Here is a 15,057-nt window from a genome sequence, read left to right as displayed (position 1 = left end):
TGTTCAGGCAGCCTGCTGCGCGTCCCAGTTTCGCCGCGGCGCGCGGCTGACGCGGGCCGGGAGCGGCTCGCCTTCCTTCCACAGCAGGTGCGCGACGCCTTGCCCGGCGAGCAGCGCTTCCAGCGGCTCTGCCACCTCGTCGTCGCGGTCGTGGATGTGGATGGCGCTTGCTTCCTCGCCGGTGTCCTTGAGCACCAGGCTGGCGATCGGCGTGTCGAGGTCGAGATTGACGCGCAGGCCCTTCATGAACCGCCGTTTCTCCGCGACTGCTTTGCCGACGAGATAGCGTTCATCGCTGGTCTCATAGGGCAGCCATTCCGCCGTCACCGGCATCAGCGCGACCTCGATGAGATCGAACGTGCCCTCGCGCCGCCGCGCGAACGAACCGCCGAGAATCAGGTGCCCGCTCTTGCCGTTCGGGCCATCCTGCGCCTGCCATAATGCGAGCTCGCCCGCGAACCGCTTGTGGAAGCGCCGCGCCATGTCCTGGTCCATCACGAACGGCATGTCGCCGACATGGCGCAGGACGATCCTTTCGGCGCCGTGCGCGGCCACGATCTCCTTGATCTCGCCCACGACCACCATCATTTCGTCGCGTGAGGCATAGACCCGGGCGAGGGCCGCGCGGCGGCGGGCCCGGATTTCCTCCTTCTCCTCTTGCCTAAAGCTCTCGGGTACGAACAGCACGTGGGACAGGGCTTCCTGCTTGGCCCGGCAGCTGGCTGCCGCCTCGAGCAGCGCGCGGCGCACCACGAACCAGGTTCGTTTGCCCGCCATCTTCGGATGCCAATGCGTCAGCTCGGCCCGGTCCCAGAGGACGTGCAGCAGCCCGCGCATCGAGAGCTTCTGACCCGACGATTTTACCGTCGGCTTGTCGTTGGTGAGCGCCGCGGGCGCGAGCCGGGCCGCCCCGCGCGAGAGGGGGAAGCCGAGCTTCAGGCTGGTCTCGCCGCTCGTCTCATCGTCCAGAACGGCGCTCCCGCGCACCTGGCCCATGCCGGTGAGGTAATCGGGCGCCTCGTAGTGATCGCAGGCGGTCGCATGGCGCGCGCCCGAGCCCGGCCAGCGCGCGAGCACGTAGCCGGTCTGCCGGTGCGAGATGTAGAGGGGGAGCCCTTACGGCATTCGCAATGGACCGGGACTTTGCGCTCGTAGGCTTCGCGCAAGACGGGCTGAAGTTCATCGCCTTCGGCCACGCTGCGGCCGAGCACACGGTATCGCTGGATCATTGGGGTCTGCTCCAATTTCTCGCGATCGACGCTGCCCGTTCGACCTCTCGCGCATCTCCTTCAGGTTTTCGCGGCCCCGGGTGGGCGCGCTGGGGTCAGTCTATGATAGCCGTGAGATCGCGGCAAGCTCGCCGGGGACGCGCCTCGCACCGGCGGCTGCGCAACCGTGGAGGCCGTCCGCGGCTTGCTGGTGCGGGCGCATGACTGGCGCTACCGGTCCCTGGATGGACGACCTTTTCGCCTCGCAGCCCATTACCGGCGCCGTGCTGACTCGCAGCGACATCAAGCGCCTGATCGGCGCGGCGCCGCGCACGCTCATCGACTGCGACCTCCAGGAAGCGGACCTTTCCTGCCTCGATCTCACCCGCTGGCGCTTCGAACGCTGCAACCTGCGGCGCAGCGACCTGTCGGGGGCAAAGCTCGAAGGCACGGTCTGGCAGTCCTGCCGGGGACCGTTCGCCAACTTCGCCGGTGCTAACCTCAGCGAAGCCGAGTTCATCGGCGGCGACTGGAACAATTGCGTGATGCGCCGCGCGGGCCTGACCGCGACGCGTTTCGTGGGATCGAAGCTCACTGGCGCCGACTTCACCGAAGCACGCGCCATGCACATCCATTTCGAGGAAGTGCTGCTGGTCTCTGCCAAGCTGCCCGGGTTCTCGTTCCGCAAGGAGACCCTGCGCCGGGTCGATATGTCGGGTGCAGACCTGCGCAAGGGCGATTTCCGCATGACGGTGTTCGAGGCCTGCTCGCTGCGCGAGGCGCTGGTCGCCGGGTCGCGCTTCGAAGGCTCGGACCTGCGCGGCGCCGATCTTGGCGGGCTTCGCCTGGTCGATGGTGGGCTGTTTCGCGGAGCGACGATCTCGCGCGAGCAGGCCGGGCAATTGCTGGGCGAACTCGGGCTCAACGTCCGTTAGGGGCGGGGACCGCCCGCCTCAGCGTGCGCCGCCCTCTTCCAGTTCCAGGTGTTCGCTTATGCCCTCGGCCAGGCCGAGGCACAGAGCCGCTTCCTCGCGGGTGAGGGTGATCTCTTCCGCACCGTACACGGCAAGCTTCGTGCGCAGGACCTGCGTCATCGCGCGCGCGACTTGCAGGGCGCTGGGCATCTGCTGTGGATCAGCCATGGGCCGGGATCCTTCCCTTCGGGTGGCTCTGCCTGCGGCAGCGGGGCCGGACAGGTTGAGCTGGGGGGCGAGCATACCGATTTTGGCGGGATTTGGCGAGGTGGTAAAGGGGAGGGGCACCCCGGCGCCCGCGCCCCGCGCGGGCTGGGGGCAACCCGCTCTACTCGCTAAGGCGCACGTCGGCGCTGTCGCACCGCCGCCCACCCAAGCTCGCCGGCATGGATGCCGGCCCTGCGGGTGACGATCGGGGCCAGTGGGGGAGTCGGCAAGGCTGGTTGGCGCGGGCGGGCGAGGGCGCTAGGCTCCGGTCCATGCCGATTATTCTTGCCGCCGCCGCCCTTTGCCTCGCACCTTCTGTCCACGACGGCGACACGATCCGCTGCGGCCGCGAGCGGGTCCGCATCGCCAATATCGATGCACCCGAGCTTCCCGACAGCCCCAAGTGTCAGGACCGAAGGCGCTCTTACGCCTGGTGCGACTTTGCAGCGGGTGAAGCCTCGCGGGTCGAACTCGCGCGGCTGCTGTCGCGCGGACGGGTCATGATCACGCGGCTCGGCACCGACCCTTATGGGCGGACGCTCGCCACGGTCACGGTGAACGGCGTGGACGCCGGCGACTATCTGGTCGCGCAAGGCCTCGCGAGGCCCTGGCGCTGATGGTCCCTATCGAAGGTGGCGAGCTTTGCTCGCCTGCGGACGCCTCCTTTTGCGACAGACCGGGGGGCCTAGCCGTAGCCGAAACGCTGAACGGGGAGGGCCGGAGGGCGGCCCTTCTGTGACCCGACGCGTCTTTGACCGGCATGGAGTCGGTGGCGAGGAAGGCAATGCCCGCTGCCGCGGGCGCTGGCGGGTGGGAGCAGGTTCCGGCGAAATGGCCGAGGCTGACGGGTCTTGCCTTTGCGGGCATCCGCTGGGCCTGACCTGACGAAACCGCCCTTCGTTTGCCGATGAACCCTGCAGGGCCAGTCCCTGGCCGCAACCCAGAAGCAGCGGACCGTGAAGCCCTTTGGGCTTGCCGCACCACTCCTCGCTTTTGGGTTCCCCTCACATGCGTTCGGTGCGGGCCCGGGCCTTTGGCCCTGCCTGTGGTGTTCATCGGCGGGCGGTTCCGCCGAGTTCAAGCCACGGAGAATACCCCATGAAGAACCTCGTCATCCTGATCGGCCGCATCGCTGCTGCTCCCGAAACCCGCCACGCCGGCGAGACCGCGATCACCTCTTTCACCCTCGTCACCGACCGCCCCAAGCTGGTCGACGGCAAGACGGTCAAGAACGAGGCCGGCTACACCGAAACCCTCGCCGAATTCCACCGGGTCACTGCCTTCAACGGCCTCGGCACCTCGGTCGCCAAGCACAAGAAGAAGGGCGACCTGGTCGAGGTGCAGGGCCGCCTCCACTACTCGAAGTGGACCGACCGCGAGGGCGTCGAACGCTACGCGGTCGAGATCGTCGCCGAGGAAGTCCTCTTCCTCTGACGTCGGGCCCGGGAGGCGGCCTTGCCGCCTCCCATTGGGCCGAGGCCAGCCCCCCATCACTCATGTAGACGCTGCGACGGGCGAAACACCGGTTGCGAAAAAGGCAACGCGCGGCGTCTATTTCGCACTTGCAGCATGGAGCGTGCAAACCCATATGGAGGGTGCCTTTCAGGCATCCTCTCCCAAAACTTTCCAAGGGGCTGGCTCACGCTGGCCCCATTTTTTTGCCCGCCGGGTCTGGGCTTGCGCCCCTCCAGGCATGGCATCTGTGACACTTTGCCCTCGGGCGGAGTGTCATGTTGCATGGCGCGCGTGACAAGCGCTGAGGGCGGCCCGTCGATGTTGCCAGCCTGGGTCCTAGATTGGCCGAGAGACAAGGTTTGACGCGACTAGCCGTGCAAGTCCGGCGGCGCCGCTGGGCGAAGTGTCACGGGCGACAAACGACAGCGCAAGGCACAAAGGGGATTCACAGGATTCACCTTTTGTGCTCAATACTGTTCGATGGAACGAGCCCAAGAAATCACTGGCGTCGGTGGGATCTACGCGGTCCTGGTCGAAGCCTCGAACCGCCCGCGCTACGCGTTTCTCGTCCTCCAGCTGGTTGCAGAAATTGCCGACGGGCGAGGGCAGGCCGGGCCGTTCGTGGCGCAAGGCGGCGTGCCTGTACTCCTGCGCGAATGGCTCTGTTCCCAGCTCTTGCCGATGAGCGAACAGCCCGCCCGCCGCGCTGCGCTGCGCGCGCGCGTGGCCGCTTCACTGAAGGACGGGCTCACCGGTGACGCCATGCGCGATGCGGCGCGGATCGACGCGGCGGTCGAGGAGCAGGTCCAGGCTGTCGGTCGCGCCAATGTCAGCCGCGCGATCTCCGATCTGGTCCGCGCCGGCCTGATGACCCGGCACTATGCGGGCTACGCCACCAACCACAAGAACCGCGGCGGCGGACGCCATGCGGTCTATGTGGTCAAGCCGGGCGTGCTAGCGCTGCTGCGCAAGCCCGCGCAGCAGCGGCGGCAGGGCCAGGGTGTTACCAACCCACAGGGCGAACTCTTCGCGGCCTGAATCCTTCGTCGAGCGGCAAGCGACGCCTCGCGCGCGCTGCGTCGACGCTCCTCTGGCGTGGTGGCGAACTATCGCCTAGGAACCCCCGATCCGTGGATTGAAAAGGGTCTCGCCCGCATGGAAAACGAAGCACTGCTGGATCATGCCGCCGATATCGTTTCTGCCCATGTCAGCAACAATGCGGTGGCAGCCGCGGACCTGCCGGGCCTGATCCAGGCGGTCTACGCTTCGCTTGCCGCGCTTGGACGGGCGCCGGAACCGGCTGTGGAAGAGCTGAAGCCTGCCGTCTCGGTGCGTTCGTCGGTCAAGCCCGACGCCGTCACCTGTCTCGAATGCGGCGAGAAGATGAAGATGCTCAAGCGCCACCTCGGCACCGAGCACGGCATGACCCCGGCCGAGTACCGCACGCGCTGGAGCTTGCCCGCCGACTATCCAATGGTCGCGCCCGACTATGCCGCCAAGCGCAAGGATCTTGCTGTCAGGATCGGCCTCGGCCGCAAGCCTGGCCAGAGCCCGAAGTCTGAGACCAACGCAGCGCCCGAAGCTGCACCCAAGGCGCAGCCCAAGGCCGCTGCGACCCCGGCAAAACGCAAGAAGCTCGGCGTTGCCTTCGGCTCGGCAGACGCCAGCTGAACCGCTAATTTCCGCCAAGTACTTGATTTCATTTAACATAATTAATCTTATCAATCTGGAACAAGTAGGGAACAACGACCGAGCGGGCCCCACCGGTTTATCCCACATTTTCGCCTCTTGCCGGGTTGTGGGATAAACCCAACCATGCGCGCTGCCTCGCCGGGCGACAAGATTTTACCCTGCATTTTGGCAGTTTGGCCTTTTTGCAGGGTAACGTTCCTGGTCCCGCGCGCATTTGGCACGAGCCCGCGAAAGCGACCTCTACGGATTGCTTGAAATCTTTACCACTTGGGCCTATCTGGGTGCCGTAAACGTCGTATGTTGGTTGAACGATGTCGAGCCTTGCGAACCAGATTCTGGACTCCATCCCGGAGAATGCGACCGTCGATCGCGGCGCGCTCGTGCTGGCGGCTGACTACGATTCGGTCGGACGCGCGCTGAAACAGCTCGTCCAGACCGGCAAGCTGGTGCGCGTCGGTCGCGGCCGTTACCGCAAATCTGGTGGTCCGGCGACCTGTTCAGCTTCGTCGATTGCAGACCTCATTGCCCAGCGGGTCCGGCGGTCCCGGCGCAACGTGTTCTTGCGTGCCGATTTCGACGAATTCGGCAGCTACGACGGTGTCGGACGCGCGCTGCGCCAGCAGGTCCAGGCCGGCCGCCTGGTCCAGATCGGTTATGGCCTCTATGCCAAGGCCGAGCCATCGCCGCTGACCGGCAAGCCCGCGCCCGTTGTCGGCATTCGCGCGTTGGCGAGCGAAGCGGTCAAGCGGCTCGGGAAGTCGGTCGAGCCCACGCGCTTTGATAAGGCCTATAACAGCGGCCGCTCGACCCAGGTTCCGACTGGCCGCACCTTGATGGTCAATGCCCGGATTCGCCGCCGCATCGGCTACAATGGCAATTATGTCGTTCTCCAACCCGCCTGACAGCAGGACGCTGGGCCGGGTTGCGGGCACCCTCGCCGTCGACGAAGCCTTCGTCGAAAAGGACTGGTATGTTGTGCAGGCGATTCGGGCGCTGCTGACGCTCGACGACGCCGACTTCACGCCTGTGTTTTCCGGAGGAACTTCGCTGCTCAAAGGCCACGGCCTGATCAAGCGCTTTTCCGAAGACATCGACTTCAGCTGAGCCTGTCGGCAGAATTCCTCGCCCTGTCGCACCATCAGCAGCGCCGGCGCCTTGGCGACTATCGCGACCGGCTGACGGCGCTGTGGTCCGAGCTGGGCTTCACGGATCTGGAAGTCCAGGCCCGCAGCGGCAATTCCTTCCTGCAGTTCGAAATGAGCTACCCGACCAAGCTCGGCGGACATGCGGCGCTGCGCCCGCACATCCTTGCCGAACTGTCTGCCAAGCCACCCGCCTTGCAGCCGGTCTCTCGATCGATTGCCTCGTTCGTCGCGCAGTTCCGTGCCGCGGAACCCGAGGTGCCTGCCATCCTCTGTGTTGATCCGGTCGAGACCGCCGCGGACAAGCTGAGCGCCTTTGCCTGGCGCTCGATCGCGCGTGATCGCAGCCACCCCGACGACGATCCGACTATCGTGCGCCATCTCCACGATCTTTCAGCGCTTGAGGCTGCCGCCACCGCCAGCGCCGAATTTCCGGCGCTGCTGCTAGAAGCCCTGCGCGCAGACACGATGCGCGGCCAGGGCGCGGTGCAAGACCTGCCGCCCCAAGAACGGCTCAAGACAATGATCGATCGCGTGAAGCGCGATCCAGAATATGCGGCCGAGTACCGGCAATTTGTCGAAAGCATGGCTTTCGCTGGGGCCGGCGACATCCCCGATTTCGAGAAGGCATTCGCGGCGCTCGAAAGGCTCTGCGCCATGCTTGCGCCCGAGACGGCCTAGCACATTCCCCTGAGTAGCATGCTGGCGAGCGGCACTTCGCCTGAACAAGCTGCAATCAGCTGTCCTCGCCGGCATTTGCCTTATCGAGCAGGTCCATGAAGGTCCGCGCCGCTTCGCGGTCGCCAGGGTCCTTGAACGCAACGTCAAGGTCCGGCGCGGAACCCAGCATGTAGAGCAGCGACCACATGGCGAACCTGCGTCCCTTGTCGGTCTCGAGCCCGAACTCGACCCGCATGCGCCCGTTCCGTAATGCCGGCAGCATCGAGCATGAACACATCATAGAAGTGCCGCGACAGACCTGGCCGCAATTTGCCGCTGTGGTGCAGCGCATGCAGGATCGTCGCCTTTTCCCAGTAGGTCCTTTCGAGTGCAAGCGTTGGCACGGCGGTCACCGCATCGGGCACTTCGGCCGGAAAGTCCTCAGCGACATAGGGCAGGATGTCCCGTAGCTCGAATGGCTCGGGATCGCCCCTTGCCCCAAATTCGAGCTTGATCCGCGGCTGCACGTAGCCGGTACGCCCGCCATAAGCGTTGCCATAGTCGAGGCCGTAGCCCGAGGATGCCGGGTAGTTGAACAGGACGGTCTGCCGATCCTTGTCTTCGGGATCCGCCTCGATGCTCCAACCATCACGCGTGTCCAGGGCTTCCGCGATCGCTTGCGCGAGTGCCGGCAGGAGGATCGTCCCAACGCATTCTTGCGCGGCAGCTCCGAGCGCCGTGGCGCGCCGTTCGCGTTCCTTGCCGCTGATGTCGCTCGCCGTCGGCGAAGCGACTTCGCCGAGCAACGGCGCTGCGCGATTGATGGTGAGATCGATGTCCTCTGAAAATCGCTTGATGATCCCGAATGCCTTCGAGAGCGAGGTCCCGCCCTTGAAGGTCAGGACCTTGGCCAACTCGGGCACGCCCATCAGTCGGCGCAGGGTCCAGCACACCCAGAAGTCCTTCTCGACGATGAGCGGCGTGAGATCGCGGCGTGCGGCTGCTTCGGCAAAGAACGCCCGCCGATCTTCGGCAGGCCGCCTTGCAAATTCATCCATGGTGCGCCGCCCCGATCTTCAGCACGACATCGCCCATCCAACCCGGCATCTGCGCGCGGCCCTTGATCAGCGCCTGCACGTCCTTGTCGTCGAGCCGCGCGGCGAGCTGCGAAATCGCATCGGCATCGACCTTGTCTCGCCCGAGCCCGGCCAGGAACTGGACCACGCCGTTGGCAGCCTCAGAGGCATTGCCCAGCACTGGTGCGCGGCTGTGCTTGAGCGTGACGCTTCGGCCAGCGGCCTGGCGCACGCGGGTTCGTCCTGTCGTCGCATAGCTCGCCCTGGCAGGGACTTGTGTCGACAGGCCAAGCTTGTTGGCCGCTGCTGCTGCCGAGGGCGCGAGCCGGTCGCCGCTTTGCGCCGATACGGCCTGCGCGATCATCTCGGCATCTGGTGTCAGCGCGCCCAGCTTGTCGTGCAACTGCGGATAGTCGTAGAGGCCGCGCCCGATCCGGCGTATCTCTCCATTCTGCGCCAGGCGCGACAGTGCCATGTCGACCGAGCCGCGTGTGCCGAAGTCGATGAAATGCTTGGGGGTGAATACCCACCCCCGCCCCTTCGCGCGAACGCGCTTCATGATCTTGTCGGCCATGGCGGACATGATTCGTATGCTCCTTTCGTTAGAAACTAGCACACATATTTCAAACAAACCATACCACCGCGAGAGGCCCTTCGATGGCCATCATGATCATGGTCAGCGCATGCCTGTTGGTCATCACCACCATCACCATCACCGGCGACGGCGTTCGGTGATGACGACAATCAGCAGGGTGCCAGACATCGCAGGTCCGAAAATAAGGAGCGGCCCCGTCAAGATTGCCGCACTCGGTCCCGCGCGCCTTGCTGGCGCGCTCCTGCGGGTGCGGGATTTCCTGCATTGGGCCGCCGGCACTCTTGCCTTCGCCTCCGTCGCCGTCCCGCGCCCGTGCGATGCACCGGGCCACGGTGCGACTGACTTGCTCCGGCAAGGGGTCCGTCATTTGCAAGTGGGCCGCAACCGAGGCTGCGGCTAGGCAAGGGCTGAGTTTTGCGGTTAACCCCGAACGCCCCGATGGGGTTCGGGGGCAAAACCGTAATCTCTCTCTCATCTCGGTGGCTGAGCGAAATCAGCATCGCCATAGCATGACGCCTGGGAGATTGGCGGCCGTCAAGGATCGCGGGTGCCCCCCGATTTTGGCCTGCTGCGGCTATCGCCTTGCGAGCAAAAATCGGCTCCCCCCACGCCCGCTATTGGCGGCGGCAGCGCGTGCGCGCCGCCGTCCCTGACTGCCTGACTCCGGCGTCCTTCCGATGGGCATCTTTCATCAGCGTGATGAGAGAAAATTCCTCTTGGAGGTTATCATGACGGACCGTTTCTCGAACTTCGCCGACCTTGCCGAACACTATGCGCGCGAAATCGCCACGCCCGACTACGCCCGGGCGTTCATGGAGCAGACCGAACTGGCCAAGCTCTCGATCGAGCATGAGCCGAGCGCTGCGGAAATGCCCGACCCCGAGGTGGCCCAGGCGGCGATCGAGATGATGCTGGCAACGGTCTTCGACCTGTTCCGCGACACCCGAATGGAGGACTTCGCTAGCGAAGTTGCCTGGGGCGTGGCCAACAGCTTCCATGTCGTCGCCAAACGCCTCGATGACCGCGAGGACGCGATGGCGAACCGGCTTCAGGAGAAGCTGCGCGAGTACGATCCGAGCGAGGTCTATGCGACCGATCTTGAGGACCTCACCATGCAGGCCCGCAGCCTTGCCGAATGCCGCGATGCGATGGAATGCATGCGCGACCACGCAGCAAAGATCTACCTCGTGGAAACCGGCCGTCCATTCTCGCCGGTCCGGGGCTCGCGGGTGTCGTCCAAGACCAATGCCTCGATGATCGAAGCACGCGACTATCTCGCGGCACAGAAGGCGCAGCGGCGCGAACAATATGCCCCATCGGGTCCGGTCGTGGTGTTCTCGGGTGGACAGCAGTTCACTGACATTGCGCTGGTTGAGGATTACCTCGATGCGATCCATGCCCGGGTCCCGTCAATGGCGCTGGCAACGACCGCCCAGAACAAGGGTGCGGACGTGATCGCGGCGGCCTGGGCGTCGCGCCACAATGTGCCGGTGATCCTGTGCAAGCCCGACGCTTCTCGGGGAGCATCCGCCCCCTATCAGCGCAATGCGCGCATGCTCGCGTTCAAGCCTGTCGAGGCGGTGGTGTGCAGCGGCGGCGGCATCCAGGCGAACCTGGCCGACCGGCTGCGTGAAGCCCGCGTGCCGCTCCACATCGTGCGCGACGCTTCGGTTCAGAACGAGGCTCCGGCGGCGCGGACCAAAGCCGCAGCGCAAGCCGAGCGGCCTGCGATGAAGCGCACGGCATGTGGCACCGTCAATAGCGATGAACTCCCGCCGTTCTGAGCAGGGCCTGCTCCGATTGCATCAAGCATGAAGGGTGTCCGGCCTCACCGCCGGATGCCCTTCCTTTTTGTCGATCGGGACGCACACTGCCATGGTCCGGCTCGCTTGCTTCTTGCCCTCGCCAGTAATCGCCTGACGGCCTGCTGGCGCCTAAGCATCGCTACTGGCGATGTGGCGACTAGGAACGCTCCGAGGGCCTCGCATCGGCCGGGCGGCAAGGCTTGTGCCTGGGACCACCGGGGGGCTGCCCAACAGGGTTAAACACTCTCGCAGAATTCCAAGCATGATGGCCGCCATTGGCCCGCGTCAAGAAGGGCGGTTCCCCCAATTTTTACGCCTGAAGAAGGCGAAAAAATCGGCTCCCCCACCCCCGCTCGCGCGGCGGGCCGCGGGCGGCCCGTTCCTGACCCGGTCCAAGCTCGGCCATCCCTTGAGGTGCCTCTTCAATTCCTTTGACAGGAGGCTCCCATGAACGCTCTTACCAAGTCCCTCGACATCCCGGCTTTCGACCCCATCAGCTATGACGCAGCAGTGCGCGCCGCGACTATCCGGGCCCAGCACAGCTTCTTCGACCAGCACGTCATTGAGGACGAGTTCGGCTGCTTTCTCGCCATCGACGAAGGCGACTACAACGCCCTGCCCCAGGACCTGATCGACCGGATCGTCCATTCCGTCCCGGGCGTGATGGCCGACGACTTCGACGAAGCGAACATCGCCCGCGCCGCAAGCTTCATGAGCGTGGTGATGGATCCCGAATGGGACGCGGATTGCCCATTCTGAAATGATCATCGACCGCAGCGCCGGAGGGCACCGACAAGGGGCTCTCCGGCCCCCTTTTTTGCGTGTCCAGATAAAGCGCAGCCGAGGCCCCCTCGCCTGCCTGCGGACGCAGGCAGCAACTTTGGGAACCCCGGCTGCGCTGGCCTCTCTCGAGGCCGGTTTCAGCTTGCCCGCAGGCGCTTTTCTGCTTCGTCGAGGCCGAGCTTTCCGAGCGCGGCGAAGAAGGCTTCGACCCGCTCGAAAGGTGCCTTGCCGAGTGCTGACTTCCTCAGCAGTTCGGCCATGGCAACCTGCTCGCTTTCCCGCAGCTTCGCTTCGCGCGCTTCCAGCGCACTGCGCTCCTTTGCGATCGCCTGTCGTTCCGCTTCAAGACTTCCTTTCCTGGCCATGATGATACCTCGTGGGTTGGCGCTGAAACCTCCCGTGCGCGAGGATTCCAAGCTGCGCCGTCAGTGGCAAGCCCTTTGCCATCGGCCCTGCAAATAAATCGTGTTGCTCGTCCTGTAATCAGCGACGTTCATTGGCTCCCGGACAAGCGGTCAAGGCTCGACTCTATGCGCATCAAAGACCAGCAACCACCCACCAGACACAAGGCATCGGATTGAGGGGAAGAAATGCAGACCGTACACGGCATGGCCGTCAGGCGATTTGGCGGAATCGTGCGCGTATACAGCAATCGTCTCTGTGTATCACAAAGTGTGCAAATTGCTGAACACAAATGCAGACAACGCAAATGCGCCATTTAGGGCGTAATACATTAGAATACGGTAGGTGCCGGCCTTCCCTTCCCTTGCCAAGCCATCGACGATGGCCTAAAACCTTCTGGCGCAATCCCCACCGGGCCCTTTTCGAAGGGTTTGGTGATGACAGAAACAGTCCTGATTTCGGTCCGGCTTCCCGGATCGGTTGCCGAGGCGGCCAATGCCGCTGCGACCTCGCGCAACATCTCCCGCTCGAAGCTCCTGCGAATCGCCATCGAGCGTTTCCTCGATGACCTTTCCGGTTCGTCCGAACAGGACCGTCGGCGGCAATTCTCGGCCGAGTATACCTTCCTCGCGCTCGACCTCATGGTCCAGCGCGAATATCCCGAGGTGCACGATGAACTCCTGACCGAAGCCGAGCGGCGCATGGAGGTCTTCCATGGCGGGGCCTGACACCTGGTCGGACCGCGCTCGGCCGGGCAAGTTGCAGCACCATTCGGCGCGCGGAACCATGCCGCGCAATGCCGGTGATTTCACCCGCGGCTCGCAGCTCATCACTCATGAATTCCTGATGTGGTTTGCCTCTGCCCGGCTCCCCTTCCTGGTCTGGTTCTTCACGTTCCTGTTCGTGCTCTCGGTGGTCCTCGCACTGCGGCTTCACGAACACGAAATCGAGATGATCCTGATGCGGATCTATGCCGCAGGCTGGGCCTTCATGGAGTTCTCGCCGAGCAAGGTGATCAACCTCACCGTGCCATCGGGCGAAGCGATCCCGGCGCCGATTTCGATGGTGGCCTCGCACCCCGATGTGGTGATCGCCTGGAACAAGCTCATGCGCGCCATTTGGGGTTCGCTGTTCATCTCGTTGTTCGTCGCCGTCCCGCTCGCGGTCTGGTTCGTTGACTTCTCGAAGCGGCGCGGAAAGTCGATCCTCGAGGAGCGACACCAACGCGGCGCGATGCTGGTCGATGGGGCAGAGCTCGCCAGTGTCATCAATGCCCACAATCGCGCGCAGCTGGACCAGGAAATCGCCGAAAAACTGCCCGGCAAGAGCTTCGATCAGATAATGGCAATGAGCTTCGAAGACCGCAAGGCGGCGGGTATCCATCATGTCTATTCGATGGCCGGTATCCCCTTCCCTTGGCGCACCGAACAGTCGCACACGATGATGATCGGCTCGACCGGTACCGGCAAGACAACCCAGATGCGCGCACTTATCGCGCAGATGCGGGTGCGACGCGACCGGGCTGTCGTTTTCGACCTCACTGGCGCCTACGTCGAGGCCTTCTACAACCCGGAAACCGACATCATCCTCAACCCGATGGACGAGCGCTGTCCGTCGTGGTCGGTGTTCGCAGAGGCGAAGAACCACGCCGATTTTACCGGCATCGCCGCCGCGCTGCTGCCCGCGGATGGCGGAGGCGCGGAACCCTTCTGGATGCTCGCTGCGCGCACGCTGTTCGTCGAGTCCTGCATCAAGCTCATCAAGGAAGGTCAGGCGACCAACCAGGCGCTCGCAAGCCGCCTGATGATGGCCGACCTCAAGGCGGTCCACAAAATGCTCGAGAATACCGTCGCCGACCCGCTGACCGCGCCCGAGGCGGCCAAGATGGCGGAATCGATCCGGGCCGTGTTCAACACCAACGCGCAGGCCCTTCGCTTTCTCCCTGAAGGCAAAGCGCCGTTTTCGATCTGCGACTGGGTCCGCGTCGAGGACAAGCCGGGTTCGATCCTGTTCATCACCTCCTCGCACAACGAGCTGGTGCTCAACCGGGCGCTGCTGTCGCTGTGGATGAACCTTGCTGTTCATACCCTGATGCGCCTGCCGCGCACGCGGGATCTGCGCACCTGGTTCTTCTTCGACGAGGTGCATGCGCTCCACCGCCTGCCGGCAATCGAGGACGGATTGCAGACCGCACGAGGTTTCGGCGGCGCCTTCGTGCTCGGCATCCATTCGTTCGCCAAGCTCTCGGAGACTTACGGCAAGGAAGGCGCGCAGAACCTTGCTGCGCTGGCGCGCACCAAGCTCATTCTGGCCGCGGCCGACCGTGACACCGCCGAGCATTGCTCGGACTACATTGGCCACCGCGAAGTGCGAATGATGGATGAAGCCTACAGCTACGGCTATTCCAACATCCGCGACGCCGCGACGATCACTCCGCGCTCCGAAGTCCAGCCTCTGGTGCTCCCCGACGACATCATGAAGCTGCCCTCGCTGCGCGGCTTCGTGGTGTTCCCTGAAGGCTTCGACGCCGCTCGGATCAAGCTCGCCTGGAAGGACTATCCCAAGGTCGCCGATGGCTATGTCCTGCGCGAGAATGTCGAGCCGATCGAGTTCTCGAATGCCGCTGGCGGCGAGGCTGACGATGCGGAAGACAAGGGTGGCCGGGAGACCAGGGATGAGCTCCAACCTGCAAATCTGATCGAGCCCGATGAGAAACAGGCAAAGCCTGCCGCGGCGGTGCCGGGGCAAGATGAGGCAGAGCCTCTACCGCCGCAGGTCGGCGCCGAGAGCGGCGCGCCCGCGGTCCGTATCGCAGCGACAATGTCGTTTCGAGCGGGCGGCGCCTCGCCTGTCGCCGATACCCATTCCCGCCACGCGCCCAGCGAGGCGAAAGCAATCACACAGTCAGCTGCCAAAGCGGCCGGACAGCGCGCGAACCAGAACGCGCGCGAGCTGGGTGAAGCCCTTGAACCGGAAACCCGGATCGAGCGATCCGCGGGCGGGCCTAAAGGCACTGATGAGCCCGAGATCGCGCCTGACGAGGGCATGGAGATCTAGG

17 protein-coding genes and 2 pseudogenes are annotated in these 15,057 nt (G+C 64.6%); 12 read left to right on the top strand and 7 right to left on the bottom strand.

The window, feature by feature from the left end; genetic code table 11:
- Positions 1-3 precede the first annotated feature (3 nt).
- Positions 4-1,077 carry a DUF1173 family protein gene (locus tag CA833_RS26330; protein WP_011608062.1) on the bottom strand — a complete coding sequence of 358 codons (1,074 nt, stop codon included), beginning with the start codon at positions 1,075-1,077 and terminating at the stop codon, positions 4-6.
- A 376-nt stretch (positions 1,078-1,453) separates the two neighbouring features.
- Here CA833_RS26330 and CA833_RS26325 point away from each other — a divergent pair, with 376 nt between their 5' ends.
- Positions 1,454-2,143, top strand: a complete 690-nt coding sequence (locus CA833_RS26325) for a pentapeptide repeat-containing protein (protein ID WP_011608060.1) — start codon at positions 1,454-1,456, stop codon at positions 2,141-2,143.
- Positions 2,144-2,161: 18 nt separating this feature from the next.
- Here the strand turns inward: CA833_RS26325 and CA833_RS26320 are convergent, their stop codons facing one another.
- Positions 2,162-2,350 carry a hypothetical protein gene (locus CA833_RS26320; protein ID WP_011608059.1) on the bottom strand — a complete coding sequence of 63 codons (189 nt, stop codon included), beginning with the start codon at positions 2,348-2,350 and terminating at the stop codon, positions 2,162-2,164.
- A gap of 311 nt (positions 2,351-2,661) precedes the next feature.
- Between CA833_RS26320 and CA833_RS26315 the strand changes: the two genes are divergently transcribed.
- The 7 genes from CA833_RS26315 (at position 2,662) to CA833_RS26285 (ending at position 7,359) form a co-directional block, all read left to right on the top strand.
- Entirely contained in the window at positions 2,662-3,006 is a 345-nt protein-coding gene (locus CA833_RS26315; RefSeq protein ID WP_011608058.1) for a thermonuclease family protein, read from the top strand.
- A gap of 481 nt (positions 3,007-3,487) precedes the next feature.
- A complete protein-coding gene (locus CA833_RS26310; RefSeq protein ID WP_006949404.1) occupies positions 3,488-3,823 on the top strand; it encodes a single-stranded DNA-binding protein in 336 nt (111 codons plus the stop codon).
- 501 nt (positions 3,824-4,324) lie between these two features.
- Positions 4,325-4,882: a hypothetical protein gene (locus tag CA833_RS26305; protein ID WP_011608057.1), complete on the top strand. Its 558-nt coding sequence runs from the start codon at positions 4,325-4,327 to the stop codon at positions 4,880-4,882.
- Positions 4,883-4,999: 117 nt separating this feature from the next.
- Positions 5,000-5,515: a MucR family transcriptional regulator gene (locus CA833_RS26300; protein ID WP_011608056.1), complete on the top strand. Its 516-nt coding sequence runs from the start codon at positions 5,000-5,002 to the stop codon at positions 5,513-5,515.
- 332 nt (positions 5,516-5,847) lie between these two features.
- Entirely contained in the window at positions 5,848-6,438 is a 591-nt protein-coding gene (locus CA833_RS26295) for a hypothetical protein (RefSeq protein WP_011608055.1), read from the top strand.
- Positions 6,416-6,640 (top strand): nucleotidyl transferase AbiEii/AbiGii toxin family protein, encoded by a 225-nt coding sequence (locus CA833_RS27225; RefSeq protein WP_147161196.1) that lies wholly within the window; start codon positions 6,416-6,418, stop codon positions 6,638-6,640. Before CA833_RS26295 ends, CA833_RS27225 begins: the two co-directional genes overlap by 23 nt.
- Positions 6,637-7,359, top strand: coding sequence for a nucleotidyl transferase AbiEii/AbiGii toxin family protein (locus CA833_RS26285; protein WP_147161197.1), 723 nt, complete (start codon positions 6,637-6,639; stop codon positions 7,357-7,359). Before CA833_RS27225 ends, CA833_RS26285 begins: the two co-directional genes overlap by 4 nt.
- Positions 7,360-7,414: 55 nt before the next feature.
- Here the strand turns inward: CA833_RS26285 and CA833_RS26280 are convergent.
- From CA833_RS26280 to CA833_RS26265, 4 genes and pseudogenes are all read right to left on the bottom strand, one after another.
- Positions 7,415-7,597 (bottom strand): annotated as a pseudogene (locus CA833_RS26280) (hypothetical protein); the annotation flags it as partial.
- 31 nt (positions 7,598-7,628) lie between these two features.
- A pseudogene (locus tag CA833_RS26275) lies at positions 7,629-8,267 on the bottom strand (nucleotidyl transferase AbiEii/AbiGii toxin family protein); the annotation flags it as partial.
- A gap of 121 nt (positions 8,268-8,388) precedes the next feature.
- Complete coding sequence (locus tag CA833_RS26270; protein WP_147161199.1) at positions 8,389-8,997, bottom strand: DUF6088 family protein; 609 nt, start codon at positions 8,995-8,997, stop codon at positions 8,389-8,391.
- A 40-nt stretch (positions 8,998-9,037) separates the two neighbouring features.
- Positions 9,038-9,364 (bottom strand): hypothetical protein, encoded by a 327-nt coding sequence (locus CA833_RS26265; protein WP_207081337.1) that lies wholly within the window; start codon positions 9,362-9,364, stop codon positions 9,038-9,040.
- Between the two features lie 373 nt (positions 9,365-9,737).
- On the opposite strand from CA833_RS26265, the gene CA833_RS26260 reads away from it, so the two are divergent.
- Together CA833_RS26260 and CA833_RS26255 are read left to right on the top strand one after the other, a co-directional pair.
- Positions 9,738-10,793 carry a DUF2493 domain-containing protein gene (locus CA833_RS26260; RefSeq protein ID WP_011608047.1) on the top strand — a complete coding sequence of 352 codons (1,056 nt, stop codon included), beginning with the start codon at positions 9,738-9,740 and terminating at the stop codon, positions 10,791-10,793.
- Between the two features lie 468 nt (positions 10,794-11,261).
- On the top strand, positions 11,262-11,573 hold the full coding sequence (locus CA833_RS26255) for a hypothetical protein (protein WP_011608045.1): 312 nt from the start codon (positions 11,262-11,264) through the stop codon (positions 11,571-11,573).
- Positions 11,574-11,734: 161 nt separating this feature from the next.
- Here the strand turns inward: CA833_RS26255 and CA833_RS26250 are convergent, their stop codons facing one another.
- Positions 11,735-12,013, bottom strand: a complete 279-nt coding sequence (locus CA833_RS26250) for a hypothetical protein (protein WP_011608044.1) — start codon at positions 12,011-12,013, stop codon at positions 11,735-11,737.
- Between the two features lie 423 nt (positions 12,014-12,436).
- Between CA833_RS26250 and CA833_RS26245 the strand changes: the two genes are divergently transcribed.
- Together CA833_RS26245 and CA833_RS26240 are read left to right on the top strand one after the other, a co-directional pair.
- On the top strand, positions 12,437-12,727 hold the full coding sequence (locus CA833_RS26245) for a hypothetical protein (protein ID WP_011608043.1): 291 nt from the start codon (positions 12,437-12,439) through the stop codon (positions 12,725-12,727).
- The gene (locus tag CA833_RS26240; RefSeq protein WP_011608042.1) at positions 12,714-15,056 is read left to right on the top strand and encodes a type IV secretion system DNA-binding domain-containing protein; all 2,343 of its coding nucleotides are present in this window, start codon (positions 12,714-12,716) and stop codon (positions 15,054-15,056) included. Before CA833_RS26245 ends, CA833_RS26240 begins: the two co-directional genes overlap by 14 nt.
- Position 15,057: the final 1 nt, after the last annotated feature.

It is taken from the genome of Novosphingobium sp. KA1 (genome assembly GCF_017309955.1).
Taxonomy (GTDB): domain Bacteria; phylum Pseudomonadota; class Alphaproteobacteria; order Sphingomonadales; family Sphingomonadaceae; genus Novosphingobium.
Note: the sequence above shows the minus strand (reverse complement) of the source record. Positions and strands in the feature narration are given on the sequence as shown.